This window comes from Rhizobium arsenicireducens, assembly GCF_964021225.1.
Window position 1 is genome coordinate 4,157,945 of sequence record NZ_CAXHYK020000001.1, and the last position, 26,993, is coordinate 4,184,937.

The 26,993-nt window shown below is 62.3% G+C and carries 25 protein-coding genes; 20 read left to right on the forward strand and 5 right to left on the reverse strand.

All coding sequences use genetic code 11. The features are described 5' to 3' along the window. Positions 1–59 precede the first annotated feature (59 nt). Both ACWPVA_RS20310 and ACWPVA_RS20315 read left to right on the forward strand, forming a co-directional pair. Positions 60–866: an AAA family ATPase gene (locus tag ACWPVA_RS20310; protein WP_454289383.1), complete on the forward strand. Its 807-nt coding sequence runs from the start codon at positions 60–62 to the stop codon at positions 864–866. 10 nt (positions 867–876) lie between these two features. Continuing rightward, a complete protein-coding gene (locus ACWPVA_RS20315; protein WP_454289384.1) occupies positions 877–2,775 on the forward strand; it encodes a VWA domain-containing protein in 1,899 nt (632 codons plus the stop codon). A gap of 82 nt (positions 2,776–2,857) precedes the next feature. On the opposite strand, the gene hemN is transcribed toward ACWPVA_RS20315, so the two are convergent. Beyond that, on the reverse strand, positions 2,858–4,210 hold the full coding sequence (gene hemN, locus ACWPVA_RS20320; protein WP_454289385.1) for an oxygen-independent coproporphyrinogen III oxidase: 1,353 nt from the start codon (positions 4,208–4,210) through the stop codon (positions 2,858–2,860). Positions 4,211–4,428: 218 nt separating this feature from the next. Between hemN and ACWPVA_RS20325 the strand changes: the two genes are divergently transcribed. Genes ACWPVA_RS20325 through ACWPVA_RS20340 form a run of 4 tightly spaced genes read left to right on the forward strand, consistent with a single transcriptional unit; the run spans position 4,429 to position 6,981 of the window. Beyond that, entirely contained in the window at positions 4,429–4,737 is a 309-nt protein-coding gene (locus tag ACWPVA_RS20325; protein WP_454289386.1) for a DUF2249 domain-containing protein, read from the forward strand. Between the two features lie 39 nt (positions 4,738–4,776). Continuing rightward, on the forward strand, positions 4,777–6,135 hold the full coding sequence (locus ACWPVA_RS20330) for a hypothetical protein (protein WP_454289656.1): 1,359 nt from the start codon (positions 4,777–4,779) through the stop codon (positions 6,133–6,135). Beyond that, the gene (locus ACWPVA_RS20335; protein WP_454289387.1) at positions 6,135–6,656 is read left to right on the forward strand and encodes a DUF2249 domain-containing protein; all 522 of its coding nucleotides are present in this window, start codon (positions 6,135–6,137) and stop codon (positions 6,654–6,656) included. The genes ACWPVA_RS20330 and ACWPVA_RS20335 overlap by 1 nt, the downstream gene beginning before the upstream one ends. A gap of 4 nt (positions 6,657–6,660) precedes the next feature. Beyond that, positions 6,661–6,981, forward strand: a complete 321-nt coding sequence (locus ACWPVA_RS20340; protein WP_454289388.1) for a metal-sulfur cluster assembly factor — start codon at positions 6,661–6,663, stop codon at positions 6,979–6,981. A gap of 66 nt (positions 6,982–7,047) precedes the next feature. Here ACWPVA_RS20340 and ACWPVA_RS20345 read toward each other — a convergent pair whose 3' ends face one another. Next, positions 7,048–8,259 (reverse strand): NnrS family protein, encoded by a 1,212-nt coding sequence (locus tag ACWPVA_RS20345; protein WP_454289389.1) that lies wholly within the window; start codon positions 8,257–8,259, stop codon positions 7,048–7,050. A 257-nt stretch (positions 8,260–8,516) separates the two neighbouring features. On the opposite strand from ACWPVA_RS20345, the gene nirK reads away from it, so the two are divergent. The 5 genes from nirK to ACWPVA_RS20370 all read left to right on the forward strand — a co-directional run bounded on the left by nirK (position 8,517) and on the right by ACWPVA_RS20370 (position 12,755). After that, entirely contained in the window at positions 8,517–9,659 is a 1,143-nt protein-coding gene (gene nirK / locus ACWPVA_RS20350; RefSeq protein WP_454289390.1) for a copper-containing nitrite reductase, read from the forward strand. A gap of 82 nt (positions 9,660–9,741) precedes the next feature. Next, entirely contained in the window at positions 9,742–10,638 is an 897-nt protein-coding gene (locus ACWPVA_RS20355) for an SUMF1/EgtB/PvdO family nonheme iron enzyme (RefSeq protein WP_454289391.1), read from the forward strand. 87 nt (positions 10,639–10,725) lie between these two features. Then, a complete protein-coding gene (locus tag ACWPVA_RS20360) occupies positions 10,726–11,427 on the forward strand; it encodes a Crp/Fnr family transcriptional regulator (RefSeq protein ID WP_454289392.1) in 702 nt (233 codons plus the stop codon). Positions 11,428–11,553: 126 nt separating this feature from the next. Next, complete coding sequence (locus ACWPVA_RS20365; RefSeq protein WP_454289393.1) at positions 11,554–11,997, forward strand: pseudoazurin; 444 nt, start codon at positions 11,554–11,556, stop codon at positions 11,995–11,997. 188 nt (positions 11,998–12,185) lie between these two features. Next, positions 12,186–12,755, forward strand: a complete 570-nt coding sequence (locus ACWPVA_RS20370) for a DUF922 domain-containing Zn-dependent protease (RefSeq protein WP_454289657.1) — start codon at positions 12,186–12,188, stop codon at positions 12,753–12,755. Positions 12,756–12,789: 34 nt separating this feature from the next. On the opposite strand, the gene ACWPVA_RS20375 is transcribed toward ACWPVA_RS20370, so the two are convergent. Next, a complete protein-coding gene (locus tag ACWPVA_RS20375; RefSeq protein ID WP_454289394.1) occupies positions 12,790–14,409 on the reverse strand; it encodes a thiamine pyrophosphate-dependent enzyme in 1,620 nt (539 codons plus the stop codon). Between the two features lie 437 nt (positions 14,410–14,846). Here ACWPVA_RS20375 and ACWPVA_RS20380 point away from each other — a divergent pair, with 437 nt between their 5' ends. From ACWPVA_RS20380 to ACWPVA_RS20400, 5 genes are all read left to right on the forward strand, one after another. Next, positions 14,847–15,536: a response regulator gene (locus tag ACWPVA_RS20380; protein WP_454289395.1), complete on the forward strand. Its 690-nt coding sequence runs from the start codon at positions 14,847–14,849 to the stop codon at positions 15,534–15,536. Between the two features lie 11 nt (positions 15,537–15,547). Then, positions 15,548–16,753 carry an FIST N-terminal domain-containing protein gene (locus tag ACWPVA_RS20385; RefSeq protein WP_454289396.1) on the forward strand — a complete coding sequence of 402 codons (1,206 nt, stop codon included), beginning with the start codon at positions 15,548–15,550 and terminating at the stop codon, positions 16,751–16,753. Next, positions 16,750–18,996 carry a PAS-domain containing protein gene (locus ACWPVA_RS20390; protein WP_454289397.1) on the forward strand — a complete coding sequence of 749 codons (2,247 nt, stop codon included), beginning with the start codon at positions 16,750–16,752 and terminating at the stop codon, positions 18,994–18,996. The genes ACWPVA_RS20385 and ACWPVA_RS20390 overlap by 4 nt, the downstream gene beginning before the upstream one ends. A 74-nt stretch (positions 18,997–19,070) precedes the next feature. Next, positions 19,071–19,751: a hypothetical protein gene (locus ACWPVA_RS20395; protein WP_454289398.1), complete on the forward strand. Its 681-nt coding sequence runs from the start codon at positions 19,071–19,073 to the stop codon at positions 19,749–19,751. Beyond that, positions 19,748–20,098 (forward strand): hypothetical protein, encoded by a 351-nt coding sequence (locus ACWPVA_RS20400; protein WP_454289399.1) that lies wholly within the window; start codon positions 19,748–19,750, stop codon positions 20,096–20,098. Before ACWPVA_RS20395 ends, ACWPVA_RS20400 begins: the two co-directional genes overlap by 4 nt. Before the next feature lie 14 nt (positions 20,099–20,112). Here the strand turns inward: ACWPVA_RS20400 and ACWPVA_RS20405 are convergent, their stop codons facing one another. Beyond that, a complete protein-coding gene (locus tag ACWPVA_RS20405; protein ID WP_454289400.1) occupies positions 20,113–20,925 on the reverse strand; it encodes a quinoprotein dehydrogenase-associated SoxYZ-like carrier in 813 nt (270 codons plus the stop codon). Between the two features lie 169 nt (positions 20,926–21,094). Between ACWPVA_RS20405 and ACWPVA_RS20410 the strand changes: the two genes are divergently transcribed. Next, positions 21,095–22,159, forward strand: a complete 1,065-nt coding sequence (locus tag ACWPVA_RS20410) for a quinoprotein relay system zinc metallohydrolase 2 (RefSeq protein WP_454289401.1) — start codon at positions 21,095–21,097, stop codon at positions 22,157–22,159. A gap of 10 nt (positions 22,160–22,169) precedes the next feature. Here ACWPVA_RS20410 and ACWPVA_RS20415 read toward each other — a convergent pair whose 3' ends face one another. Next, on the reverse strand, positions 22,170–22,763 hold the full coding sequence (locus ACWPVA_RS20415; RefSeq protein WP_454289402.1) for a hypothetical protein: 594 nt from the start codon (positions 22,761–22,763) through the stop codon (positions 22,170–22,172). A gap of 167 nt (positions 22,764–22,930) precedes the next feature. On the opposite strand from ACWPVA_RS20415, the gene ACWPVA_RS20420 reads away from it, so the two are divergent. The 3 genes from ACWPVA_RS20420 (at position 22,931) to xoxF5 (ending at position 26,967) form a co-directional block, all read left to right on the forward strand. Further along, positions 22,931–24,058 carry an S-(hydroxymethyl)glutathione dehydrogenase/class III alcohol dehydrogenase gene (locus ACWPVA_RS20420; RefSeq protein ID WP_454289403.1) on the forward strand — a complete coding sequence of 376 codons (1,128 nt, stop codon included), beginning with the start codon at positions 22,931–22,933 and terminating at the stop codon, positions 24,056–24,058. An 8-nt stretch (positions 24,059–24,066) separates the two neighbouring features. After that, entirely contained in the window at positions 24,067–24,897 is an 831-nt protein-coding gene (gene fghA / locus ACWPVA_RS20425; RefSeq protein WP_454289404.1) for an S-formylglutathione hydrolase, read from the forward strand. 267 nt (positions 24,898–25,164) lie between these two features. Beyond that, positions 25,165–26,967: a lanthanide-dependent methanol dehydrogenase XoxF5 gene (gene xoxF5, locus ACWPVA_RS20430; protein ID WP_454289405.1), complete on the forward strand. Its 1,803-nt coding sequence runs from the start codon at positions 25,165–25,167 to the stop codon at positions 26,965–26,967. Positions 26,968–26,993 lie beyond the last annotated feature (26 nt).

The window sequence follows — 26,993 nt, forward strand, 5'->3', positions numbered from 1 at the left end:
AGGAGATCGACCACCCCATGCCTCGTGTCGATATCGCCTGTTTTTGAAGGAAACACCCCATGAACCTCATGCTCACCAATCCGCCCATGCCCGATATCCCGGCCTATTCGCCGGCCGGCAATGAATGCGCCCTGTTCGAAACCGCCTGGACGCGCCAGCTGCCGCTTCTCCTCAAAGGGCCGACCGGCTGCGGCAAGACCCGCTTTGTCGGGCATATGGCCGCCAAGCTCGGCCTGCCGCTGTCGACCGTTTCCTGCCATGACGACCTGGCGGCTGCCGATCTCACCGGCCGCTATCTGCTGAAGGGCGGGGATACGGTCTGGGTCGACGGGCCGCTGACGCGGGCCGTGCGCGAAGGCGGCATCTGCTATCTCGACGAGGTCGTCGAGGCGCGCAAGGACGTGGCGGTCGTGCTGCATCCGCTGACCGACGACCGGCGCATCCTTCCGCTCGAACGCACCGGAGAAGTGCTGAACGCACCGCCCGGCTTCATGCTGGTGGTGTCCTATAATCCCGGCTACCAGAATCTTTTGAAGACCCTGAAGCCGTCCACCCGGCAGCGCTTCGTCGCCATCGAGTTCGACTTCCTGCCGAAGGACCGCGAGATCGCCGTGGTCGCGGCCGAAAGCGGGCTGGACCAGACGCAGGTCGTGCCGCTGGTCGAACTTGCCCGGCGTTTGCGCGCGCTGAAAGGTCATGATCTCGAGGAAGGGGTTTCGACCCGTCTTCTGGTCTATTGTGCCAGCCTGATCGACGCCGGCCTCGCGCCGAAGGATGCGGTCAGGTGCGCCATGATCGAGCCGCTGACCGACGAGCCGGACGTGCGCGCCGCCCTTCTTGAACTGGCAAGCGCGGTCATCCGCTGAAAGGTGCATCATGCTGGACTTCCTGGAACTGGAAGAGACGGTCGGGCGCGCCTGGCACAATATCGCCGGGAATACCCGCACATGGCCGCGCTATCCCGAGGCCGCCGTTCTGCTCGAGGACGTCCAGCCGGTGCTCTCCGTCTGCTTCCGCGGCTTCGGCGGCGAACGGGCGGTGCAACTCGCGCCGGCGCGTGGGCGCCTCTCCGGCCACCGGCTGAAATTCCGCCAGCGGATGGGTCTCGGTGAAGAGAAGCTGGTGCAGCCGGGCCGCGACCATGCGACCGTCATGCTGCCGCCGGTTCTGGATCTCCTGCCCACGGCCGAACTCAACCGCGATCTCTATGTCTGGCTGGCCGCGTCCATGGCGGTGATGCCCCTCGACCCAGTTTCGGCAGATGATCCACTGGCCCGCGATCTGGCGCTGCTCGACCGGGCTGCCGAAACGGCTCAAGCGGTGCTTTTGCATTTTCCCGGTCTCGGATCTCGCTACCGTGCGCTTTGCACCGCTGTCCTGATCGAGCGGCAGCGCGGCAAGCTGCCGCGCGTCGAGCGGCTTGTCGAGGACCACATCATCGACCTGCTGCGCGAGGGGGCGGGACTTGCGCCGCTTTCGCTTCCACAACCGTTGTCGGCCAAGGCGCCGCCCGGCTATCTGCCGATGATGCCCGTGCCGCTCTGGCCCGACGCCCTAGTGCGCGAGGAGAGTGCTCCGCGCACGGAAGAGGACCGGCCTGCCGCCGGCGGGGACCGCCAGGCTGCTACCACCGGCCGCCAGATCGCCATGCGCGAAAAGAGCGATGGCCGCGAAAAGGACCGCAGCCCGTTCATTCTCAACCGTTTCGAAAAGATCCTTGCGATGGCGGAGATGGTCAATGTCGACCGCCCTGGCGACGACAGCGACGATCATGATGCCGCCGCTGCCGAGGAATTGGACGACATGACGCTCGGCGAGCGGAAAGGTCGGCCGTCGGCCCGTTTCCGCTTTGATCTGGACCTGCCGCCCGAGGCGCTCGATCGTTCCGCCCTGACTGTAGATTTGAGCTATCCGGAGTGGGACTATCGGCGGAATGCCTATCTCAAGGATTATTGCCGGGTGCTGGCGGGACCAGCGCCCGAGGAGGTCCAAGGTCCGGAAGCAAGTGCGGCGATGAAAAGCCTGATTCGCCGGGTGCGCCGGCAGTTCGAAGTGCTGCGGCCAAAGCACGAGATGTTGAGAGCCCAGCTAGATGGCGCGGATCTCGATCTCGATGCAGTGGTGCGCAGCCGGACCGACCTGAAGGCCGGCGGGGAGGGCAGCGACCGCATCCATCTGATGAGCCGGCCGCAGGCGCACGATCTTGCCGTTACCCTGCTCGTCGACGTGTCGCTGTCGACCGATGCCTGGTTCGATGACCTGCGGGTGCTGGACGTCGAGAAGGAGGCGCTGCTGGTGCTGGCCAACGGGCTTGCCGCCTGCGGCGACAATCACTCGATCCTGACATTCACGTCGCGCCGCCGCTCCTGGGTGCGCATCGAGACCGTCAAGGATTTCGGCGAGAAGATGGGGCCGGTGGTGGAGAACCGCATCGCCGCGCTCAAGCCGGGCTACTATACCCGCATCGGCGCGGCGATCCGCCATGCGACGGCCAAGCTCGTCGAGCAGCCGAACAGGCGTCAGTTGCTGCTGGTGCTGACCGACGGCAAGCCGAACGACGTCGATCACTACGAGGGGCGCTTCGCCCTGGAAGACAGCCGCCGCGCGGTCATCGAGGCGCGGCGCAAGGGTGTGCGCGTATTCGGCGTGACGGTCGACCGCGATGCGAAATCCTATGTGCCGGCGATCTTTGGCCAGCACGGCTACGCCGTGGTGTCGAACATTGCCCGGCTGCCGGCGGCTCTGCCGGCTATCTATCGCGGCCTTGCCGGCTGAGGCGGACGGCGGAGGTGCGGAAAGGAAAGGCCCGGCGCTAGGGGTGGCGCCGGGCCTTTCTCTGTCTACTCTGTTTTCAGGTTCAGGCCGCTTTGGAATGGGTGCGGGCCGACTGGTCGAGATAGGCGTCGAAGCTTGCCGCCACGGCGCGGATGACAAAGCGGTAGTCGCTCCGTACCGTGACCACGCCGCCGGTCATTTCCGTTATCCCGTCTTCCAGCAGGCGCTGGAACATGGCATTGCCGGCCAATAACTGGTCCAGGTCGAAGCCGTGCGCCTCGCAGAGCGATGCGAGATCGACGCGGAAATCGCACATCAGCCGTTCGATCACGGCAGCCCGCAGCCGGTCTTCCGCTGTCAGCCGATAGCCCTTGACCGTGGCGAGCTTGCCCGACGCGATGCGCTGCGCATACTGGCCGATTGCCACGTCGTTCTGGATGTGGCCGTCGACCGTCCGGCCGATCGCCGAGGCGCCAAGGCCGATCAACGTCTTGCACGGATCCGTCGTATAGCCCTGGAAATTGCGGTGCAGCCTGCCGGTGTCGGCGGCGAGCGAAAGGTCGTCTTGCGGAAGGGCGAAATGGTCTAGGCCGATGCGGCGATAGCCGGCGGAAACAAGGGTTTCGGCAATCGCTTCGGCCTGGGCGTGGCGCTCCGCTGCATCCGGCAGCGCGTTTTCGTCGATCAGCCGCTGGTGCTTCTTGAACGAGGGAATATGGGCATAGCCGAACACGGCGAAACGGTCTGGCCGCATGGCGATCGCGGTCCTGGCAGTCTCGATGCAGGAGGCGACGGTCTGGTGCGGCAGGCCGTAGATCAGGTCGAAGTTGACGCTGTCAATGCCGGCTTCGCGCAGGCCCAGCGTCGCATCGGCGGTCTGTTCGGCGGTCTGGATGCGGTTGATGGCTTTCTGCACAATGGGATCGAAGCTCTGTACGCCGAGGCTGGCGCGGGTCACGCCCGACTGGCCAAGCGCTGCGATCATGGAACTGGCGAGGGTGCGTGGGTCGATCTCGACGGCGATGCCGGCGTCCGGCGTGATGTCGAATTCCCGTTGCAGGAAGGCGGAGAGATCAAGGAATTCCTCCGGCGTCATGATGGTCGGGGTGCCGCCGCCGAAGTGGATCTGGCAGACCTTGAGCGGCTTGCCGGCAGCCTTCGCGACGAGGCGGATCTCGCGCTTCAGCACGTCGAGATAGTCGAGGATCGGCTGGTCCTTCTGGGTGATCGAGGTGTGACAGCCGCAATACCAGCACATCGAACGGCAAAACGGGATGTGCAGGTAGAGCGAAATCGACTCGCTCGCCGGAATGGCGGCCAGCCAGTCGCCATAGGTACCGGCGGCGATGCCCGGGGCGAAGCGCGGCGCGGTTGGATAACTGGTGTAGCGGGGCAGGCGGGCCTCGCCGTATTTATCGATCAGTTCGCGGGACATGGGGCTACTCCGGTTCAACGTTTCCCTGAAGTAGAACGGTTCGCGTTCTTGCTCTTTGCCAAATCCCAATGAGCGCGGCGAAAGGCAAATCCGCCTTCGCCGTTTTGTTTGCGCGGCGACAAGGTTCAATTCCTTGGCTTGAGTTTAGATCCAAAGCATCGGCGGGGCCCGGGCCGCCCATGATGATTTGCGGGCTGAAGAGAGACAAGGACGAACCCATGACTGATATTGCAGAGACGAGGCCCCACATCGACGTGCGTCTTGTTCCGCCACCGGAGCGCCATCCGCGGATTTTCGGAATGCTGAATGCACTGCCCCAAGGTGCGGCAATGTTGATCACCAGCGACCATGACCCCCGTCCGCTGCACTATCATCTGCAATCGCATTTCTCCGGCCTGTTCGGCTGGGAATATCTCGAGCAAGGCCCCGAGGTTTGGCGGGTCGCGATCGAACGCCTGAACGAGTCTGTCGCGTCCGGCTCCGAGACCGGCTCCAACTGCGGTTGCGGCTGCGGCGGAGCGCATTGAGCGGATAGCCGAAAACGGAGCCGCAGCGAGGTGACTGACATGCCGGGTGCGAGCCTTTCCCACTGGACGATGACGTTTTTCGCCGCCGCTTGCCTCTTCCTGCTTGTGGGCGAGGGACTGCTGACGGCGGGCTACGGCTATCCCGGTGCGGCAATCGAGGCGCCGGCGACGTTGGCGGTCGTTCACCTCGTCACGGCCGGCTGGTTCGGCCTGCTGATGTCCGGCGCGCTGCTGCAGTTCGTGCCGGTGCTGGTGGCGAAACCGCTGAAGGGCGGGGGTGCGGCCTTGCCGGCCCTCGTCGCGGTCGTCATCGGGGAAATCGGCCTCGTGCTCGGCTTCATCCTCATGGACAGGGGCGGGGCTTTCGCGGCCCCGTTGCTTTCGTTCGGTGCGCTATTTCTTTCCCTGGGCTACCTCATGGTCGCCGGGATTATCGGCATCACGCTTTCGAGCGCATGGCCGCTGGCCTTGCCGGCCCGTTTCGTCGCGCTTGGGCTGATTGCCCTCGTCGCGACCCTAGGGCTCGGTCTGACATTTGCGCTGGTCCTTTCCGGATACCTGCCCTCATCGTGGACCCGTTTCCTGCCGCCGGGGCTGCCGCTGCATGCGGCGCTCGGCCTTGGCGGCTGGCTGACCGTCTCGGCGGTGGGCGTCAGCTACAAGCTGCTACCGATGTTCCTGCTTGCTTCAGAAAGTGCGTCCGGTGGCGGCCGAGAGGTTTGGCTGAACGCAGCTCTGGCGGTCGCGCTCCTGCTGCTCGCTGTCATTCTTTCCGTGGCCGGTATTGCGGGGAGCGCCGTCGTCCTCACGCTGGCCCTGCTGTCCTCGCTGGTCGGTCTGGGTCTCTATGGGGTTGATCTCCTTGCCACCTATCAGGCGCGGCGGCGGCCGAAGCTGGAGCTCAACAGCCTTGCCAGCATTGCCGCCTTTGCCGCACTCTTCGCCGGTGCAGCCTGGCTCGCAGTGGCTGCGGCGGCCGGGCGTGTGGCAAGCGACATCGCCCCAATCGTCTACCTGCTTGGCTTCGGATGGCTAACCGGTCTCGGTCTCGCAAAGCTTTACAAGATCGTTCCTTTCCTCACCTGGCTCGAGTGTTATGGTCCGGTGCTCGGCCGTGTACCAACGCCGCGCGTGCAGGATCTCGTCAGCGAACCGCGCGCCCGAACGTGGTTTGTGCTCTTCCATGCCGGTGTGCTGCTTGCCACCCTTGCGTTGGCGTTTGACCGTGATCTGCTCTTTCGTGCGGCGGCAGGGCTGCAGCTCGGGGCGAGCCTCGCGCTGATCGCGGAATTCCTACGCACGCGCCGCCTGATGGAAATCGCGCCCGATCAGCGCTTGCCTGGCGGCGCCATCCGCCCCAATTTCTTCCTGCCGTCCCTTCAGCCCACGAGGTCATGATGACAAACGCTTACAAAGAACTCGACGTCCGGCCGATCCTGCGCAATGGCGGCGAACCCTTCCAGGCGATCATGGAAGCCGTGCAGTCGCTCAAGCCCGGCGAGGGGCTGCGGCTCATCGCAACCTTCAAGCCGGCCCCGCTGTTCAACGTCATGGCCAAGCGGGGCTTTTCGCACGAGGCGTCCGAAATCGGCGGTGGCGAATGGGAGGTGCTGTTCACGCCTGAAGCGGGCGGGCCGGCCGATGTCGCGGCGTCCGACGGCGCGGTTTCGGCTGTGCTGTGGGCCGAACCGGTGTTCCACCTCGACCTGACCGAACTCGATCCGCCCGAGCCGATGGCCCGCATTCTCTCGAAGACCGAACTCATGGACCTCGGCGAGGTTTTGTTCGCATTGCTGTCGCGCGAGCCGGTGTTCTTGATGCCGGAACTCGAAAAGCGCGGCCATCAGTGGGTGGGCAATTACGACGAGGCCGGAACCGCCTATCGCATGCTCATCCGCATCGGCGAGGCACGGGAGTGACGTGATGGATATCGACAGCGTATCGGGGCATGCCGCCGAAATCGTCGCGGCGCTCACCACCATCACGGACCCGGAAATCGGCGGCAATATCGTCGATCTCGGCCTGATCTACGACGTGACCGTCGATGCGGATGGCGCGGCGCGCATCGTCATGACGACCACGTCGCGTGGCTGTCCTGCGGCCGGCTTCCTGCAGCAGGCTGTGCAGGCGACCGTCGAGGCGGTTGCCGGGGTGACGGCGGCCGTGGTGGATCTCACCTATGAACCGCTCTGGACGCCTGACCGTATCCGCGCGGGCGCCTTGGCTGTCGCCGCCCGGCACTGAGGCCTCTGCGGTCAGGATATTTTCGAGGGGCCCAGCGCCAGAAACGCCGGGCTCTTTTGCAGGCGATCAACCGATCGCCACGCGCCGGACGCGAGCCAGCATCGGCCCATATTCGAAGACGAACAATGTGAAGGCGGCGATCCAGAAAAATCCGGCGCCCGAGTAGAACTCCATTGTGTAGTCTGGCAGGAGGTCGGCGGCAGGGCGAAGCAGCGCGGCCAGCAGGATTGTTACATAAGACAGCGTCGTCGTGCGGGAAGCGGCCAGCACCCGGCCGGTGTGGCCCCGGGTGGCACGCGTCATGACCGCCAGCATCATGGCCGAGATTGCACCGACCGTCATGACGTGCAGCACCGAATTGGTGGCCAGATAGCCTACCGAGCCCAGGGCAATGGCGAGGAAGCCGAGAGGCACGAAACCATAGGCGAGATGCAGGATGAAGAGCAGTTTCTCTGCGAAGACGGCATGGCCGCGCCAGCGCACGAGGCGGGCGACATGCAGGCCGAAGGCGACAAGAGCGAGCAGCCCGGTCAAGTGGCTCTCGGGAAGGAGTGTCCAGCCGCCGAGCGCCACGGCTCCGGCGACGATCGCCACCGTGTCGAAGCTATTGAATGGAATGGGGAAGCGTGTCGCGCCGTGTTGGTTCAGCCAGTTGCGGGAAAAACTCGGGATGATCCGGCCGCCGATGATCATGATCAGGATGACATAGGCCGATACGGCCAGTCTCTGCGTGAGACCCCCATGCTCGCCGATCAATGTCGTCACATGGAAGCCGACATTGGCGACGGAAAGGAAGGTTAGCACCATCAGTACCTTGAGGTCCTTCCATTTCCGACCGGCGACGATCTCGCGTGCGCAGATAATGAGCAGTGCAGGCAGGAACAGGCTGTCGATCACAGTGGCGATCTCGACGCCGATCAGGTCCGGTTGGAGAAGCACGAGGCGGCCGGCGAGCCACAAGCCGAACAGCATCATCAGCGGACGGCCGGACACGGGCAACCGGCCAGTCCAGTTGGGCACCGCGGTGAGAAGGAAGCCGGCCACGACCGCGGGCGCGAAGCCGAACAGCATTTCATGGGCGTGCCAATGAAGTGCGCCATAGGACCCCCCGATTTCCAGCCCCATGGTCAGCGCCAGGATCCACAAAACCATGGCGGCGATCGCCATGAGGCCTGCACCGAGGAAGAAAGGTCTGAATCCGTAGGAGAACAGGACCGGTCCTGTCTTTGACAGACCGCGGGGGATGCCACCGCTTCGGACTGTGTTCTGGCTGTTCATCGGAATCTCCATGTTTTTGATAAATCGCAAGCATAACTATGGCCGCGGTTGGCCTTGATCTTTGATCAGGCGCAAGCAAAACCCTGCTTCTGCAATGGATTCAGCGCGTTCCAACTCTCCTCCTCTGCCAAAATGACGCAGGAGACCCCTCCGCGGGGGAAGTTTGTCCTGGCACAAATTGCAGGTTTCGGTCCGGGCGTAAAACCATTCTCGACCGGACGATATTCGCTCCGTTCCACCCTAAAGGAGATAATCCGATGACCGAGAAGTTTCAGGTAACTCGCCGCACGATCCTGGCCGGTGCGGCCTTCGCCGGCGCACTGGCGCCGATCATCAAGACGTCCGAAGCCCGCGCCGAAGGCGGCGAGATCAAGACCAATGTCAAGGCAACCGCAGCCCAGATCGCTGCCCTGCCGCGTCAGAAGATTGAACTGGTGAGGCCGCCCTTTGTCCATGCCCATACCCAGAAGGCCGAGGGCGGACCGAAGGTCGTCGAGTTCACCATGACGATCGAGGAAAAGAAGATCATCGTCGACGACGAGGGTACCGAGGTTCACGCCATGACCTTCAACGGTTCCGTCCCCGGCCCGCTGATGGTCGTACACCAGGGCGACTATGTCGAGCTAACGCTGATCAATCCCGACACCAATATGCTCCAGCATAATATCGATTTCCATTCGGCCACGGGGGCGCTGGGCGGCGGAGCGTTGACAGTTGTCAACCCGGGCGAGACGACGGTGCTGCGTTTCAAGGCCACAAAGGCCGGGGTTTTCGTCTACCACTGCGCACCTCCCGGCATGGTGCCGTGGCATGTCACCTCGGGCATGAACGGTGCCATCATGGTGCTGCCGCGCGATGGCCTGAAGGACGGCAAGGGCAACGAACTGGTCTACGACAAGATCTACTATGTCGGTGAACAGGACTTCTATGTTCCCAAGGACGAGAAGGGCACCTACAAGAAGTACGAGAGTGCTGGCGATGCCTATCAGGATGTCCTGCAGGTCATGCGGAGCCTGACGCCCAGCCACATCGTCTTCAACGGCGCCGTCGGCGCGCTGACCGGCGAGAACGCCATGACGGCCGAGGTCGGCGACCGCGTTCTGATCATCCATTCCCAGGCCAACCGCGACACCCGTCCGCATCTGATCGGTGGTCACGGCGACTATGTCTGGGCGACCGGCAAGTTCCACAACCCGCCGGAGATCGATCAGGAAACCTGGTTCATTCCGGGTGGGACGGCGGGAGCCGCCTACTATACCTTCGAGCAGCCAGGCATCTACGCCTATGTCAACCACAACCTGATCGAGGCCTTCGAACTCGGTGCTGCCGCCCACTTCACCGTCACCGGTGAATGGAACGACGACCTGATGACGTCGGTCCTGGCGCCGTCGGCCAGCTGACCAACCCCGTGCCCATGCCCGCAATGCGCGGGCATGGGCTCCCCTTCCTTCGCTGCCCATCGACTGCCTCCGGGAGGTCGCCATGTTCGCTCTCAGTCACTCCCATCTCGTTTCCGGCACCTCGATCGCCTTGCCAGCCCTGCTGATGGTGGCTTTCGTCGGCGGCCTCGCCGTCCAGACCGGCCTTTTCACGGCGACATCCGCCGATATTCCCGTGCCGGCGACCATCCGGATCGAGCCACGCAACTTCACCTACCGGCCGGCCGGCGAATTCTATAAGAACGGCTTTGCGGTCGATGCGCCGAAGGTGGAGGTCAACCGGACGCAATCGCTCGAAATCATGAAATACCAGGTGACGACCGCCGAATACGATGCCTGCGTCGCGCAGGGCGCCTGCCCGGCCCGCGAGACCATGACCCCGTCTTCGTTCAACTTGCCTGCGACGTCGATCAGCTACGACGATGCGACCGCTTATGCCGATTGGCTGAGCAGACGAACCGGCACGGTGTGGGCCCTGCCGAGCGACGAGGATCTCGCGTTCGCGGCCGGTGGCAAATTTCCCGACGACGCGCTCGGTGTCGATCCCGACAGCAACAATCCGGCGCTGCGCTGGCTTGCCGACTATCAGCGGGAAGCCGCACGCAAGTCATCGCGGGATCCGACGCCACAGCCGCTCGGTGGCTTCGGTGAAGGCGAGTACGGCCTGGCCGACTTCGCCGGCAACATCTGGGAATGGACCACGACCTGCAACCGCAAAGTCACGCTCGGACAGGACGGTGCGGCAGCGAGTTCAAGCGAAAGCTGTGGCATCTATATCGCGTCCGGCAAGCATCGGTCCCCCCTCAGTGCCTTCATCCGCGACCCTAAAGGAGGAGGATGTTCGGTCGGCACGCCTCCGGACAATGTTGGCTTCCGGCTGGTGAGGAATAGTACCTGGTATGCAAGGCTAGTTTTTGCCTTTCGCCGTGCGGCAACCTAGTTTAGAAGAACAATCCAATGTGTTGCCCATGAATGATTTCGCTCGGTGCCATTCCTTGGGCGCCGTGCGCAGAAAGGACAAGCGGCGGTGAAGATCGATCGGACCGTCGTCAAGGCTCTTCCGCTGTTCGACCGGATGAGCGACGAGGACCTCGACAGGTTGCTTGGCCATGCCACTGCGCGACGCGTTCCGCAGGGGGAGTCAGTGTTCGAGCAAGGCCAGCCGGCCATCAGCTTCTATCTTCTCCTGCATGGGCGGCTGAAGGTGACGCAGGTTACAGCCGATGGCCAGCAGATCATCGTACGAGTCGTTCATCCGGGAGATCTCTTCGGCTTTGCCAAGGCGCTGCAGCGCATCGATTATCCAGGAACCGCAATCGCCGCCGCCGAAAGCCTGACGCTTGGCTGGCCTACCGATCTTTGGCCCAGTTTCGTCGAGCACAATCCACGGCTCGCCGTCACTGCCATGCAGACGATCGGCCAGAGGCTTGAAGAGGCCCATACCCGAATCCGTGAAATGTCCACCCAGGAGGTTGAGCGACGTGTAGCCCATGCAGTCCTGCGCCTGGCGCGCAACGCCGGAAAGAAGGAAGCCGGTGGCATCCGGATCGATTTCCCGATCTCCCGCCAGGACATCGCCGAAATGACCGGCACAACACTACATACGGTATCGCGCATCCTTAGTGCCTGGGAGGGCGTAGGTCTGGTCGAGGGCGGACGGCAGAAGCTGCTGGTACGAAATGTCGCGGGTCTCTCTGAGCTCGCGGATGGGCCCAAAGACCGCTCCTGAACCTGAAGCTGCGTGTTTAGGGAATTGCGCTTTGTTAGTTGCGCAAGCACAAAGAAAAGCCCCCACGGACGGCGTATCTCCTGTCCCAACGGATCCGAAGGGTCCTGATTTCAAGGAGATAAAGAAATGTCCATGATGTTGAAGCACCTTGCCGCCGCCGTTGTCGTGCTCGCCGCCTTTGCGGGTTCCGCCACCGCTGCCGACCACGAGGTCCACATGCTGAACAAGGGCAAGGACGGCGTTATGGTCTTTGAACCCGCCGGCGTGAAGATCGCTGTAGGTGACACCGTTACCTTCATCCCGACCGAGAAGGGACATAATGCCGAGATCATCAAGGGCATGCATCCAGAAGGCGCTGACGGGTTCAAGGGCAAGATCAACGAGAAGATCACGGTGACATTCGACGTGGCGGGTGCTTATGGCATCAAGTGTGCACCCCATCTCAGCATGGGCATGGTCGCGCTGGTCGTCGTCGGAGATGCGCCGGCCAATCTCGATGCCTACCAGGACGTCAAGGTGCCGAAGAAGGCCCAGGAACGTTTCGGGGCAGCGCTTGCATCCATCCAGTAGGCATCGCGTCCCAAGCGATGAGAGGCCCGCGCCGTTGGCAATCGGCGCGGGCCTTCCTGTTTTGCATGCACTATTCCGTGTTATTGGAGGCGGGCCGATTGCGTGAAATCTGCTTCGGTTCTAGTCTCGCTGCGAGACAAAAAACACAGGACCATCGCTTGAAAACAGGCATTGCAATCAGGTTCATCATGGCCGGTCTTGCGGCGACGCCATCGGTTGCTGCGGCTGAGTGGAAGCCGGTCGAGAAGGTTCAGACCTATTCGATCGTTGGCACGAGCGGTCCCGAACTCTACCAATCCATCGGTGCACGCGGTCCGCAAGTCGGGGGAGAGGTCCGGGCGATCGCGCATACGAGTTTTGCGCTGACCTGGAGCCGGAAATACGAGACGCGCGGCGACGCCTGTGTGTTGGCAACGGCCAAGCCGAAGCTCATCATCACCTATGTCCTGCCGAAGCCGACCAACGTGCTGCCGCCGCCGGTCAAGGCAAACTGGGACAGTTTCATCACCGGCGTGGGCATCCATGAACGGGTCCACGGCGATTTCATCGTCGATATGGTGAGGCAGATCGAGGCGGCAACCGTCGGGCTGACGGTGCCCGACGATCCCAAGTGTCGCAAGATCAGGGAAGAGATGACAAAGCGGCTGGGCGCGCTCTCCAACGAACAGCGCCAGCGCAGCCGAGATTTCGACCGTGACGAGCTCAGCCCTGGTGGCAATGTCCATTCGCTCATTCTCCAACTGGTAAACGGCGGGTAGCCGTCATCTGTTCGAGAGCGGGTCGCTGGCTCCCTCACGTATGCGGGGCTGGGTGGAGGAAGGTCCAGGGGCTGGTTTCCGAGCCGGTCTCTACCGGCACCTCGATGAGGTATGGTCGTCCCGACGCCAGTGCACGTGTGAGCGCCTTTTCCAAAGCCGCCGGGTTTTCCACTCGTTCCGAGGTGACACCGAAGCTCTTTCCAAGCGCGACGAAATCAGGATTGATAAGGTCAGAACCGATCAGTCGTCCATCGTATGCAGTCGCTTGGTCGCGACGGACATTGCCGAAGGCGTTGTTGTTGAAGACGACTGCGACGACAGCAATATTGTGCTGTACGGCTGTTGCCAACTCCTGAACGCCGAACATGAAGCCGCCATCACCGGACACCGAAACGACCGCCCTGTCGGGATGGGCGACCTTGACGCCGAGCGCAGTGTTGAAGCCGAAGCCGAGCGTTTCCTGGTAGCCGCAGGTGACGTAGTGGCGCGGGCCGTAGACCGGAAAGCCGAAGCGGGCGGTGAAGCCCATCTGGCTGACCTCCTCGACGAAAAATCCGTCGCGGGGCAGTGCCCGGCGGATGGCATCGAGGTATACCAGTTGCGGCTGCACGCTTTCCATTCGGAGACGAGCCTCCGCACGGCGGGTAGAAAACTCAGCACTGCGGTCGGCTGCGGCGTGGTCGCCAAGTGCGGCAAGCAGCGCGCATGTCCCTTCGGCCGCGTCGGCCACAATGGCGAGATCGGGCTTCAGCCGCACCATCTCGGTCGGGTCTATGTCGATACGGATCACCTTCAGCCCAGGTGGTTGCCAGCGCCAGCGCATGAACTGCAATTCCAGCCGCGAGCCGATGCCGATCAAGAGGTCGCATCCCTTCCACCAGTCATAGCCGGCAACGAGGTCGAATGCGTAGGGCTCGCCGTCCGAAACGATACCCTTGCCGGAGCGGTGCGATACAACCGGGGCGCCGAGCGCCTTGGCAAGGTCCAGCACTTCCGCGCCCGCCTCCGCGGCGCCGCTACCGACCATGATCATCGGACGTTTCGCCAGACGGGCAAGGTTTGCCGCCTCGGCGATCAAGGCCGGATCAGGGATCGGGCGGCTGGGAGGCGTGGTCTCGGCGGGCGCGACGGGGCCGGCCTGGCCAAAGACGTCCCATGGAGTCTCGACCGCGACCGGCCGCTGCCGGCCGCTCATCATCTTGTGGAAGGCTTCGGCCATGACCATCGGCGCTTCTGAGACGTGGTCGATGCGGCCGGACCATTTGGTCAGGCCCCGCATCAAAGCCAGTTGATCGGGCAGTTCGTGTAGTTGGCCCCGTCCCTGTCCGATCAGGTGGGACATGATGTTGCCAGTCAGGCACATGACCGGTGCATTGGCGCCGTAGGCGGTGCATAGTGCCGCGCTGGCATTCAGAAGGCCGGGGCCGGGCACGACGGTGAAAACGCCGGGCCGCCCCGTCGATTTGGCATAGCCATAGGCCATGTAGCCGGCCGCCTGCTCGTGGCGGGTATGGATCATCCGGATCCGGTTGCGTGCCTTGTAGAGCGCATCGGAAAACTCATAGGTATGGGCGCCGGGAATGCCGAATACAGTGTCTACTCCTTGGGCGATCAACGCATCGACCATCGCCTGGGCCGTGTTTCTTGTCTCCATCGTCTGGCTCCCCGCAGAGTCGTTCCTGCACCGATCCTTAACGCGTTAAGTTTATTTGTCCAGCCGACATGTTCCATCGCCGCCGCGGCGCTTGGCAATCTTCATCCTCCGCAGCCGTGGCGCAGCAGCGTTGGCGCGCCTTTTCGCCACAAACAGCGTCAATACGTAAGTTTTATCTAACCTAACAGTTTTAATTGGTCGAGATAATAACGATTTATTACAATGTGTTATCTGCGTCGGACAGGCGGGTGTGAGTGGCAGATCAGCCCGGAAACTCGGCAATTGCGCTACCATCGAATCTGTGCGACAAATTACAGGTGGTTGGGTTTGGGAGAGCCTCACCACGCTTGGGAGCGGGAATATTATCAATGGTCTACGGGGCGGTTTGGAGGCCGTCCTGCTGATAACGATCAGAAAATATTTTTGGGAGGAGAGCTATGTCGCGGGCCGAAATGTCCGACCACTTGCTTTCGATAAAGTCGGCGCTGGTGATCGATGATCATCCCCTCTATTGCGATGCTCTCGCGACGACGATGGAGAGCATCTTCAATACCCGACGGATTCGAACGGCGACTTCATTGGGCGAGGCGCTGCAGCAATTGCGGATGCGCTTCTCGCCTGATCTCATCATGCTTGACCTCAATCTGCCGGATGCCTCCGGATTGAGCGGCTTCCTGAAGATCAAGGAGAAAATGCCGGATATACCGGTCATCGTCATCTCCGCGATCACGACGGAAGGTATCGTGCAGTCGGTGCTGGCTGCAGGGGCTGCGGGCTTCATTCCGAAGGATACCGGCCGGCAGACCTTCCAGGACGCGATGCGCGACATCTGGAATGGCAAGACCTATGTGCCGCCGGGTTACACGCTGCGCACACGGGCGCAGGCCAAGGACCGCTCTGCGGAGTCCATATCCCTCAAGATCGCCCATCTGTCCCAGCAGCAGACCCGCATTCTTGGCCTGATCTGCGAGGGCATGCCGAACAAGCTGATCGCCTATGAGATGCAGCTGGCGGAGGCTACCGTCAAGGCGCACATCACCGCTTTGCTGCGTCGACTCGGCGTGCATAACCGGACGCAGGCGGCGATGCTCGTGCGGGAAGTTTCCATCCGCCACAGCCTGCAATGATGGAGTCTCAGGTGTTGTCGGGTCTTGCCCATGCGGGCAGCAGCGCGGCGGCGGCCCTGGAAGACCTGGACCACCGCCCGGCGAAGGCGGTACGGATCGCCGTTTCCCACGCGGAGGATCCGGCCGTGGCGCTTGCCGACATCCGGCGCCAGCTCGAGAATGCCCGCCCGAGCTTCGTTCTGCTCTTCGTGCCGAACCGGCTTTCCCCCGAAGGCCTCGCCGACGCGTTGCCTGCTGCTCTTCCGGATGCCGTCGTCTTCGGCTGCACGACCGCGGGACAGATCACGCCACGCGGCTATGAAGACGACGCCCTGGTAGCGCTTGCCTTCGAGCGGAACCACTTCCGCGTCGCCTCCACATTGTTCGTCCCCATTTCGCCAGTGTCGATTGCCGAGGTGGTGCAGCAGACCGAAAAACTCGCTGAGCAGTTTCGAGCGACGCCCGGGCGCAAGAGACTGGCCCTGATTTTCGCTGACGGGCTTTCCAAGCAGGAGGACATCCTGGTTGCTGCTCTGGAAGCTGGATTGAAGGACATTCCGGTATTCGGCGGCTCCGCCGGTGACGGCCTGCGGTTCGAGCGGACACAGGTCCTGCGCAATGGGGAATTCCACAGCAACGCGGCGCTGCTGCTCCTGCTCGAGACGGATCTCGCCTTTTGCGGTCTGGGCTTCGACCATTTCCAGCCGACCGAGAGCCGGATGGTCGTCACCAAGGCCATACCCGAGGAACGGCTGGTTCTGGAGATCAACGGTTCTCCCGCGGCGGACGAATACGCTCGGCTGGTCAAGGTTCCCGTCGATGCACTTTCGCCGACGATTTTTGCCGAAAATCCGGTTCTCGTGCGCAATGGCAATATCTATCACGTGAGAGCGATCCAGCAGATCCATGGCGAGAATGGCCTGACCTTTCTGTCGGCGATCGATGATGGACTGCTGCTGACGCTCGGCCGGGGCAAGGAGATCATCCGCACCCTCGACACCGGTCTGACCGTCACCGACAGGCAGGGGGAGGCGCCGGATTTCATTCTTGGCTTCGACTGCTATCTTCGCAAGCTCGAGATCGACCGGAAGGGGCTGGGCGCCGAAGCCTCCGACCGGTTCCGCGAACGCCGCGTCATCGGCTTCAGCACCTATGGTGAGCAGCATCTCGGCGTGCATGTGAACCAGACCTTCGTCGGCGTCGCCTTCTTTCGCCCGAGGGGGAGCGCGCCGCTGTGATCGACCCGAACGACTCCCATGAGATCCAGATCGCCAAGCAGGCGAAGATCATCGAAGCGCTGATCAACCGCGCTGAGCGCGGCCATGAGGTTGGCGGTACCGCCTATTCGCTCTTCCAGTCGGCTATCGCGTTGCAGACGGAAGTCTGGGAAAAGACCAAGGATCTGGAGAAGGCACTCGATACGCTCGGACGGGCGTCCAGCGAACTTGAGATCGCCTATCAGGCGCAGGAGCGCATTCAGCGCAATCTGGCCGACGCAATGGTTGCCATGGAAGGCGGCTTTGCGCTTTTTTCCGAGGACAAGCTGCAGGTCTGCAATGCCCAGTTTCGCCAGCTTCTGCCGGATGTCGAGCCGCTAATCAAGCCAGGCCTGGGCTTCGACGACTATCTCGCGGCGGTCAATGCCAGCCGGTATTTGGCCCGGGAGGAGGGCGATGGATTGAACGCCCAAGCGCGTCCGACCTTGACTGCGCAGGGGCCTTCCGGCCAGCGTTTTTCCTCCTTCGTCATGGCGCTGCGCAACGATCGCTGGTTCCAGATTTCTTACCGCCAAACCAGTTCCGACAATATGGCCGTGCTGCAGACCGAGATCACCGATCTGGTCAGAGAGAATCGGCGCGAGAAAAATCGCCTGATTGACCAGCAGGCGCATCTGCTGCAGGCGGCCTTCGACCACATGTCGCTCGGTGTCTGCACCTTTTCTCTTAGCGGTGAACTGCTGGTTCGCAACGGGCGGTTCGGGGAATTGCTGGGCATTCCCCTTCCGTTGCTGAAGAAAGGAACGCGGTTCCAGCGCATCGTCGAGCACATCCAGCGTCATGAGATCCTCGACAGAAGGTCCCAGGGGCCCGAGGTTTCGGGGTGGCTGAAAGCCCTGCGGCGCGGCGAGACGATCCGGCAGCGGCTTCGCCGGCGCGACGGCATGAGCCTCGACATACGCGTCCATTCACTTCCAGACGGCGGCTTCATCGTCTCGATCATGGACGTTACCGCCGAGACAGAAGCGGCGGCTCTTCTCGAACGGCGCGTGCAGGAGCGGACAGCAGAACTGACCGAAGCGAACCGGCTGCTGCAGATGCACGCGGCCGAGCAGACGAAGATCGAGGGTGCGCTGCGGCAGGCCAAGGAGGTGGCGGAGGCGGCCCACGTATCCAAGACCCGCTTCCTCGCCGCCGCCAGCCATGATCTGCTGCAGCCGATCAATGCCGCAAAGCTGTATCTTTCAACCCTCACCGAAACGGTCGAGCAGGACGAAGCCAAGGAGGTGGTGAACCGTCTCAATCGATCCTTCAACTCGATCGAGACGTTGCTACAGGCCCTCCTCGACATCTCGCGTCTCGACAGTTCAGGCGCCGAATTCAACGTGACGTCCTTCAATCTGGGCAGCATGCTCCAGGGGCTGGCGGAAGACCTGGCGCCGCTGGCGGTCGAGAAGGGTATCAAGCTCACCATCCTGCCATCGACGCGATGGGTGACCAGCGACCAGCGCTATTTGATGCGCTGTGTGCAGAACCTGGTGGTCAACGCCATCCAGTATACCGAACGTGGCCGAGTGCTGGTCGGCTGCCGGCTGGCAGAAGACCGGTTGCGCATCGAGGTATGGGACACGGGCATCGGAATTTCGCAGCAGGATCAGGCGCGGGTGTTCAAGGAATTCACCCGCGGTGTCGGCGGCAAGGGTACGGGCATGGGCCTCGGCCTGTCGATCGTCGAACGTGCCTGCCGGCATCTCGATCACGCGGTAACTCTCAAGTCCAGACCGGGATATGGCTCCATGTTTTCCATCGAAGTGCCGCTCGCCGCTGCCGGATATGTCGGTCACGGCGAGAGGTCCGCCTCAGAGGCCGTGCCCGAGGGCAGCCTCGATCTCATCGTTATGGTGGTCGAGAATGATGCCGACGAACTCAACGCCATGACCCAGAAGCTGGAGAACTGGGGTGCGAGCGTGCTTGCGGCAAGTTCGACGGCGGAGGCCGTGGCGCTCATGCAGGAAATCGGTACGCCTCCTGACATCCTGCTCGCAGATTATCAGCTGGACGAGGACGATACGGGCATTGAGACGATCCGCACCTTGAGGGCCATGGCCGGCGAGGAGATACCTGCGGTCATCATATCGGCCAACCGTGAGCGCGAGCTTCTGCAGCTTGCCAGCGACATGTCGTTCACCGTTCTCAACAAGCCCGTGCAGCTTGTGCGGCTCAGGGCATTGATCGACTGGCAGACACGCGGCCGTGCGGCCTGAGCCAATACCGACCAATGTCTGCGGTGACTAAAGTGTTCAGGGGACTAGGCTCGCGAAAAAATGGGAGGTTTGCGATGCGTGTCTTTCTGCTTCTTCTCGTAATGCTCGGCTGGTCAGCGGCGCCGCTTTCGGCCGCCGAAACCTACGATCTGTTGTTCCGCAAGGCAGCACTCTCAAGTCTTTCTGCCTCGCCTCCGCCGGCGCAAGGCGAGAAAGGCATGGATACTCTCGTCTATGATCGGATCGTCTCCCCCCTCAAGACGGGTGAGTCGGGCGACAATGATACGATCGGCTTGCAGGTAACTTCAGACGACAAAGCGGCCCTGATCCTGCATCGCGGGCCTCAGATGCGACTTATCGGTTCCTTTCCCGCCTCCGTCGGCAATCCGCTGATCATGTATTTCCTCGAGAGCGCGGTGTCGGATATCGCCAAGCAGTCCGGCGGGAGCCCCTTCTACATGCGCAACCGCATCAAGGAGGCATTGCTGAAGGATGCCGAGATCGTGCCGGTTTCGGTTCGTGTCGGCAATCGTGACGTTGCCGCGAGCCAAGTGACGCTCCGGCCCTTCGCAAAGGACAAGGCACGCGGCCAGATGGGGCGGTTTGCAGAACTTGCGCTCGCCGTTACGGTTTCGGAGGATGTTCCCGGCTGGTATTATTCATTAAAGGCGACCGTTCCGGAAGGGGCGGGCCCTGCGGAAATCGGCTATTCCAACGCCATCACCTTGACGCAGGGCGGGAAGGAGAAGCCATGAGACGGGTCGCATTCTATTTCGTCGCTATGATGTGGGCTAGCTCAGCCGGAGGGCAGGGTATGCCCGAGCGGTTGAACGACTATCCGACCGAAGCGCGCACCGACTATGTCTTCGGCTGCATGGCAACCAACGGACAGACCCGCGAAGCTCTGCGTAAATGTGCCTGCTCGATCGACCTCATCGCTTCGATCCTGCCTTACGAAAAATATGTCGAGGCTGAAACGGTGCTTTCCTTGCAGCAAGGAAGCGGCGAGCGGCTCTCCATGTTCAAGACGGCGGTCGTCTCGCAGACCATGGTTGCGGAGCTCAGGCGCGCCCAGGCCGAGGCCGAGATGCTCTGCTTCTGATCGCTCAGTGAAGTCTACGCCGGGGGGCGCTTCGGCAGGGTGCGGTCGAAGACATTGCCCTCGGTGTCGACCGCATGCACCACGAAATCGGGCGAGCCGTCGTCGAGATAGCTGAAGCGGAAAACCGGGTTCTCGCTGATTGAGATCCCGCCTTCCAGTGCGAAGAGCAAATTCTCGCCCTGGCGGACTTCGAGTTCGGTGATGAAATGCGCTCCGATGAAGAGCTGAGTTATCTGGTCGCGCTGCAGCCCGGAATAATTCGGGTGGCGGATCATGATCTGCGCTTCGCGCCTCGCGCTCTGGTCCGCGAGAGCTGTGTCGAACAGTTTGAGCCGCATCTCGCCCATGCCGGCGAGTGCCGCTGACGGATCCTTGGTCGCCGGTGCAGAACATCCGCCGGACGCCTTGACGAAACGCCCGGTCATGTAGCTGCCGCTGGCGGTGTCGGCGATCACGCGGACGTTTGAATACTGGTTGACCCGTACCCGGGTTTCAAACTTCAGCGGCATCATCGCCGGGCCGAAGCGGATCTCGGCAGCGAGCGGTGCCGGGTTCTCATCGATCACCAGCTTGATCGCCCGGATTGGATCGGCGCCTGCGTCCTTCTGCTCTATGGTCACGGGCACGGTCGCCGCGTCGTTGGCGCGATAGGGGGCTGTTACGGTCAACAGGGCGGCGCCGTCGCGCAGCGGCGCTTCGCCGGCGATGGCATCCCTGATCGTCTGCCAGGTCGCGCCTTCGATGAGAGGATTGTCGGGGCCAACCTCTTCGGCGACAGCCAGCCCAGCCGCTAGCAAGAAAGACAATCCGGCAAGAACCTGACGCATGATGGTAAGTCCCTTCTTCCAACGGCCGGACGCAGCGTCCGACCGTCTAAGAATAAATTATACGCCTTGTGGCCGGTGCGCAGAACCGAGCCTTTCGGATGTGTTGCGGGGCTGACGCTGCCGCCGCAGGCTGAAGATCGGGTTTGTTCGAGGGCGGCGGAGGCGAGGCGTGTTCGAAGCGTTCGTGGCAATTTGCATGTTGGCATCCGGCGATGCGCAAGGTGGCGCGGCGCCGCAACAGAACTGCCGGACGGCGCTGCTGCCGGGCTATGCATCGAAGGACCCGTCTGAATGCGAGGCTGCGGTGGTCGCCAATCCGCCCCCCTGGCTCACGCGGACCAATGCCGAGGCCCCGTTTTGTGATCTCCGGCCGCGGCCCCATCTCGCTTTCGTCGAAGCGGGGCCAGGCCTTTTCATTCATCGAGGCGCGATCGCGGAACCCGATTCAGAGAACGCTGGCGATGTCTCCAATATCGCCTTCATTATTGGCGAACGCAGCATAGCCGTCATCGATTCCGGTGGCTCACGTCAGGTGGGGGAGCAGGTCTATCTCGCTATCCGGGCTGTGAGCGACCGGCCGATCTCGCATCTGATCCTCACCCACATGCATCCGGACCATGTCTTCGGCGCCGAGCCACTGCGCGAGGCGGGTGCGGAGATTGTCGGGCAGCAGAACCTGCCGCGGGCGCTGGCCGACCGGGCCGGCAGTTATGAGACAAGCTTCGGCCGGCTGATCGGCTCACATAGCTTCCTCGGCAGCCGGATCATCGCGCCGGACCGGACCGTCGCTGCGTTCGAGAGCATCGACCTTGGATCGCGCGTGCTCGCACTTCAGGCCTGGCCGACGGCGCATACCGCAACGGATCTCACGGTGGTCGACCAGTCTACCGGAGTGCTGATTGCCGGCGACCTTCTGTTTCAAGAACATGCTCCGGCATTGGATGGCTCGCTGAAGGGGTGGCGGGCGGTGCTCGACGATCTTTCGCAGATCTCTGCGCACCGGGTCGTGCCCGGTCACGGCGGACCAATATTGGCCTGGCCCCAGGGGCGTGAACCTCTTGGCCGGTATCTCGGCGTGCTCGAGGCGGACACCCGCGCCGCCCTGGAAGCGGGCCTGACGCTGAGCGGAGCTACCGCGGTCATCGGCGCGGGCGAGGCCGGTCATTGGCAATTGTTCGACCTTTACAATCCGCGCAATGCCACGGTCGCCTTTACCGAACTCGAATGGGAATAGCGGGCCGTCGTCATTGAGGCAGGTGCTTCAGCAGGAGCTGCGCGACGGCGTAGACACGCTTTTCGAGCAGCACGGGGGTTTCGCAGACATATGTCAGCGCGCGCGAACGGTCGAGATAGATGCGCTCGTTCCAGTCCATTTCTTCCGCGAGCTTGTCGATGCGATCAAAATCGGGCGCATTTTCCGCGGTCAGTTTCGCCATTTCGATTCGTTCCGCATCTATTTTCTCCGACAGCGCGATCTGGCTGCGCGAGTAGCGGGCAATGCCGCCGAGCAGACGCTGGCGATCGCTGGAGAGCTTGTCGAAGACGGTGTAGAATATGCTGCCAAGAAGCTGTTCATCGGCGGCCTGCTTTTCGAGGAAGGTGCGGACATGGGTCTCCGCTTCTTCCAGGCTCACGCGGCGCAATGCCAGCACCGCCGCAAGCTCCTCCGCCTCTGGGGTCAGATCAACTCTGGTTACGGGGTGGGGCCACATCAAGCCCGCCGACAACTTCTCGACCTTGCGCTGGATACAGGGCCAGTCCGGATCTGAAAAATCCGCCGCGACGCCAAGGGCGGGTGCGAGCGCCAGGCAAAGCGCTATGCTTACCGCTTTCATCATGAATTTCCTCCTCCTGCTTGGATCAGTATAGGGAAACGGAGGATGATGCCAAAGGTGGTGATTTACACACTAAGGTCGCAATTGTCAGTGCGCTTGGCGGGTCTGTAATCTGACCTCAAGGCTGGAAAAGGCCGGCATTCAATAACGCAGATTCCGGGAGGCATTCCATGCGCACACGCGCTGCTCTGGCTGTAGAGGCCGGAAAACCACTTGTTGTGACTGAAGTCGATCTCGAAGGCCCGCGGGCCGGTGAGGTGCTGATCGAGGTCAAGGCGACCGGCATCTGCCATACCGACGATTTCACCCTGTCGGGCGCCGATCCGGAAGGGCTGTTCCCAGCCATTCTCGGCCATGAGGGTGCCGGCATCGTCGTCGACGTCGGAGCGGGCGTCACCTCGGTGAAGAAGGGCGACCATGTCATTCCGCTCTACACGCCGGAATGCCGCGAATGCTATTCCTGCCTGTCGCGCAAGACAAATCTGTGCACCGCCATCCGCTCGACCCAGGGGCAAGGGTTGATGCCGGACGGCACCTCGCGGTTTTCGATCGGCAAGGACAAGATCCACCATTACATGGGCTGCTCGACCTTTTCCAACTTCACCGTGCTGCCGGAAATCGCGGTGGCCAAGGTCAACCCGGACGCACCCTTCGACAAGATCTGCTATATCGGCTGCGGGGTCACCACCGGCATCGGCGCGGTGATCAACACCGCCAAGGTGGAGATCGGCGCGACCGCGATCGTCTTCGGCCTCGGCGGCATCGGTCTCAACGTGCTGCAGGGCCTGCGGCTGGCCGGTGCCGACATGATCATCGGTGTCGACATCAACAACGACCGCAAGGAATGGGGCGAAAAGTTCGGCATGACGCATTTCGTCAATCCGAAGGAGGTCGGCGACGACATCGTGCCCTATCTGGTCAACCTGACCAAGCGCAACGGCGACCTGATCGGTGGCGCCGACTATACCTTCGACTGCACCGGCAATACCAAGGTGATGCGCCAGGCGCTGGAATCCTCGCATCGCGGCTGGGGCAAGTCGATCATCATCGGGGTGGCGGGTGCCGGCCAGGAGATCTCGACGCGTCCGTTCCAGCTGGTCACCGGCCGCAACTGGATGGGCACCGCGTTTGGCGGCGCGCGCGGCCGCACCGACGTGCCGAAGATCGTCGACTGGTACATGGACGGCAAGATCCTGATCGACCCGATGATCACCCACACCATGCCGCTCGACGACATCAACAAGGGCTTCGACATGATGCACAAGGGTGAGAGCATCCGCGGCGTCGTGGTTTATTGAGCGCGCCGATGGAACTCGTCTCGCAAAACAAGTGCTTTGGCGGCACGCAATCGGTCTATCGACACCGCTCCGAGGTTTGCGATAGCGAGATGACCTTTGGCCTCTACCTGCCGCCGCAGGCCGAGAAGGGACCGGTGCCTCTGCTCTGGTACCTTTCGGGCCTGACGTGCACGCACGAGAATGCGATGACGAAGGCGGGGTTGCAGCGCCATGCGGCAGAGCAAGGCCTGGCTCTTGTCTTTCCAGACACCTCGCCGCGCGGCGAGGGGGTTGCCGACGATCAGGCCTATGACCTTGGGCAAGGGGCGGGCTTCTATGTCAATGCGACCCAGAAACCCTGGTCGAGGCACTTCCGCATGTACGACTACATCGTCACGGAACTGCCTGCGTTACTCATGGCCGAGCAACCGCTCAGTGGGGTTCACGGCATTACCGGCCATTCCATGGGCGGACATGGTGCTCTGACCATCGCCTTTCGCAATCCGGGCCTGTTCCGTTCTGTGTCAGCCTTCGCGCCGATCGTCAATCCGACGCGCTCTGACTGGGGACGCAAGCAGTTTTCGGCCTATCTGGGTAACGACGAGGCCCATTGGGTGGACTACGATGCCTGTCTCCTTCTCGCCGAGCGCGGCTGGGCCGGCGAAATCCTGATCGATCAGGGGGCCACCGACCAGTTTCTCGATCTGTTGCGGCCCGAGGCAATGGCCAACCTGATCGTGGAGCGGCGTCAGCCCGGCGTCCTGCGCATGCAGGCCGGCTATGACCACAGCTACTATTTCGTCGCGAGCTTCGGCGAGGACCACGTGCGCTGGCACGCCGAACGGATGAGAGTTGCCTGACCTAAACGCGCGGGGCACCGGCTGGCTTGGCGTCCATGCGATCTGTCCGGAATAGAGCGGCGCGGAATTGCGCCTTCGACAGTCAGTCTTGACGCACTTAAAGGAGGGAGAAAGGGACCAGCAAGGAAATGGGATCGGGGCTACGGATTTCCGTGTCGCGATCTTGGGGGATATTCGCAGAGCCGATTCCGGGAGGAGGAGACCGCAAGGTTTTCCCGGGCGAAGAGGGTGGAAACCCTGATCGGTATCACTTAACGGGAGGATGAAATGAAACGACTTCTCACATTGCTTGCCGTGATGTCCATGGGCGGTGCGCAGGGCGCACTCGCCAATCCGGACCTGCAAAAACTAATTGATGACCCTAACCAGTGGGTCATCCAGACCGGCGACTACGCCAACCAGCGCTATTCCAAGCTCGACCAGATCAACAAGGACAATGTCGGCACGATGCAGGTCGCCTGGACCTTCTCGACCGGTGTTCTGCGTGGTCACGAAGGTTCACCGCTGGTGATCGGGGACATGATGTATGTCCATGCGCCGTTCCCCAACACGGTCTTCGCGCTCGATCTGAGCAAGGAAGGCCAGATCGTCTGGAAGTACGAACCGAAACAGGACGCGGACGTCATCCCGGTGATGTGCTGCGACACCGTCAACCGCGGCGTCGCTTATGCCGATGGCAAGATCTTCCTGCATCAGGCCGACACTACGGTTGTAGCGCTCGATGCCAAGACCGGTAAGGTGGTCTGGAGCGTCAAGAACGGCGATCCCAAGAAGGGCGAGACCAACACCGCGACCGTTCTGCCGGTCAAGGACAAGGTCATCGTCGGGATCTCGGGTGGTGAGTTCGGTGTTCGCGGCTCCGTCACGGCCTATTCCATCGCCGATGGCAAGCTTCTGTGGCGCGGCTATTCGATGGGTCCCGACAGCGATACGCTGATCGATCCCGAGAAGACCACCCATCTCGGCAAGCCTGTCGGTGCCGATTCCGGGCTGAACACCTGGGAGGGTGACCAGTGGAAGATCGGTGGCGGCACGACCTGGGGTTGGTATTCCTACGACGCGGAAGAAAACCTGATCTACTACGGATCCGGCAACCCGTCGACCTGGAACCCGTCACAGCGCCCCGGCGACAACCGCTGGTCCATGACCATCTTCGCCCGTGATGCCGATACCGGTGTGGCCAAGTGGCTCTACCAGATGACGCCGCACGACGAGTGGGACTATGACGGCATCAACGAGATGATCCTGACGGAGCAGGAGTTTGGCGGCCAGGAACGCAAGCTTCTGACGCACTTCGACCGCAACGGCTTCGGTTACACGCTTGACCGCGTCTCGGGCGAACTGCTGGTGGCGGAAAAGTATGACCCGGTCGTCAACTGGGCAACCGAAGTCGTCATGGATCCGAATTCCGACCAGTATGGCCGTCCGCAGGTTGTTGCCGAGTATTCCACCGCACAGAACGGTGAGGACGTCAACACGACCGGAATCTGCCCGGCCGCCCTCGGTACCAAGGACCAGCAGCCTGCGGCCTATTCGCCGAAGACCGAGCTGTTCTATGTGCCGACCAACCACGTCTGCATGGACTATGAACCTTTCCGGGTCAGCTACACGGCCGGGCAGCCCTATGTCGGGGCGACGCTGTCGATGTATCCGCCGGAAGGCAGCCATGGCGGCATGGGCAATTTCATTGCCTGGGATAACAAGGAAGGCAAGATCAAGTGGTCTCTGCCGGAGAAGTTCTCGGTCTGGTCCGGTGCCTTGGCAACTGCAGGTGACGTGGTCTTCTACGGCACGCTCGAAGGGCACCTGAAGGCGGTCGATTCCGAGACGGGCAAGGAGCTCTATCGTTTCAAGACCCCGTCCGGCATCATCGGTAACGTTATGACCTACACCCATGGTGGGAAGCAGTATGTGGCCGTGCTCTCCGGTGTTGGCGGCTGGGCCGGTATCGGTCTCGCAGCCGGCCTCACCAATCCCACCGAAGGCCTCGGTGCGGTCGGCGGCTATGCGGCGCTCAGCGACTATACCGCCCTCGGCGGCACGCTGACCGTCTTCTCGCTGCCGAACTGACGGCAGCCTTCGCTCAGGTGACTGGC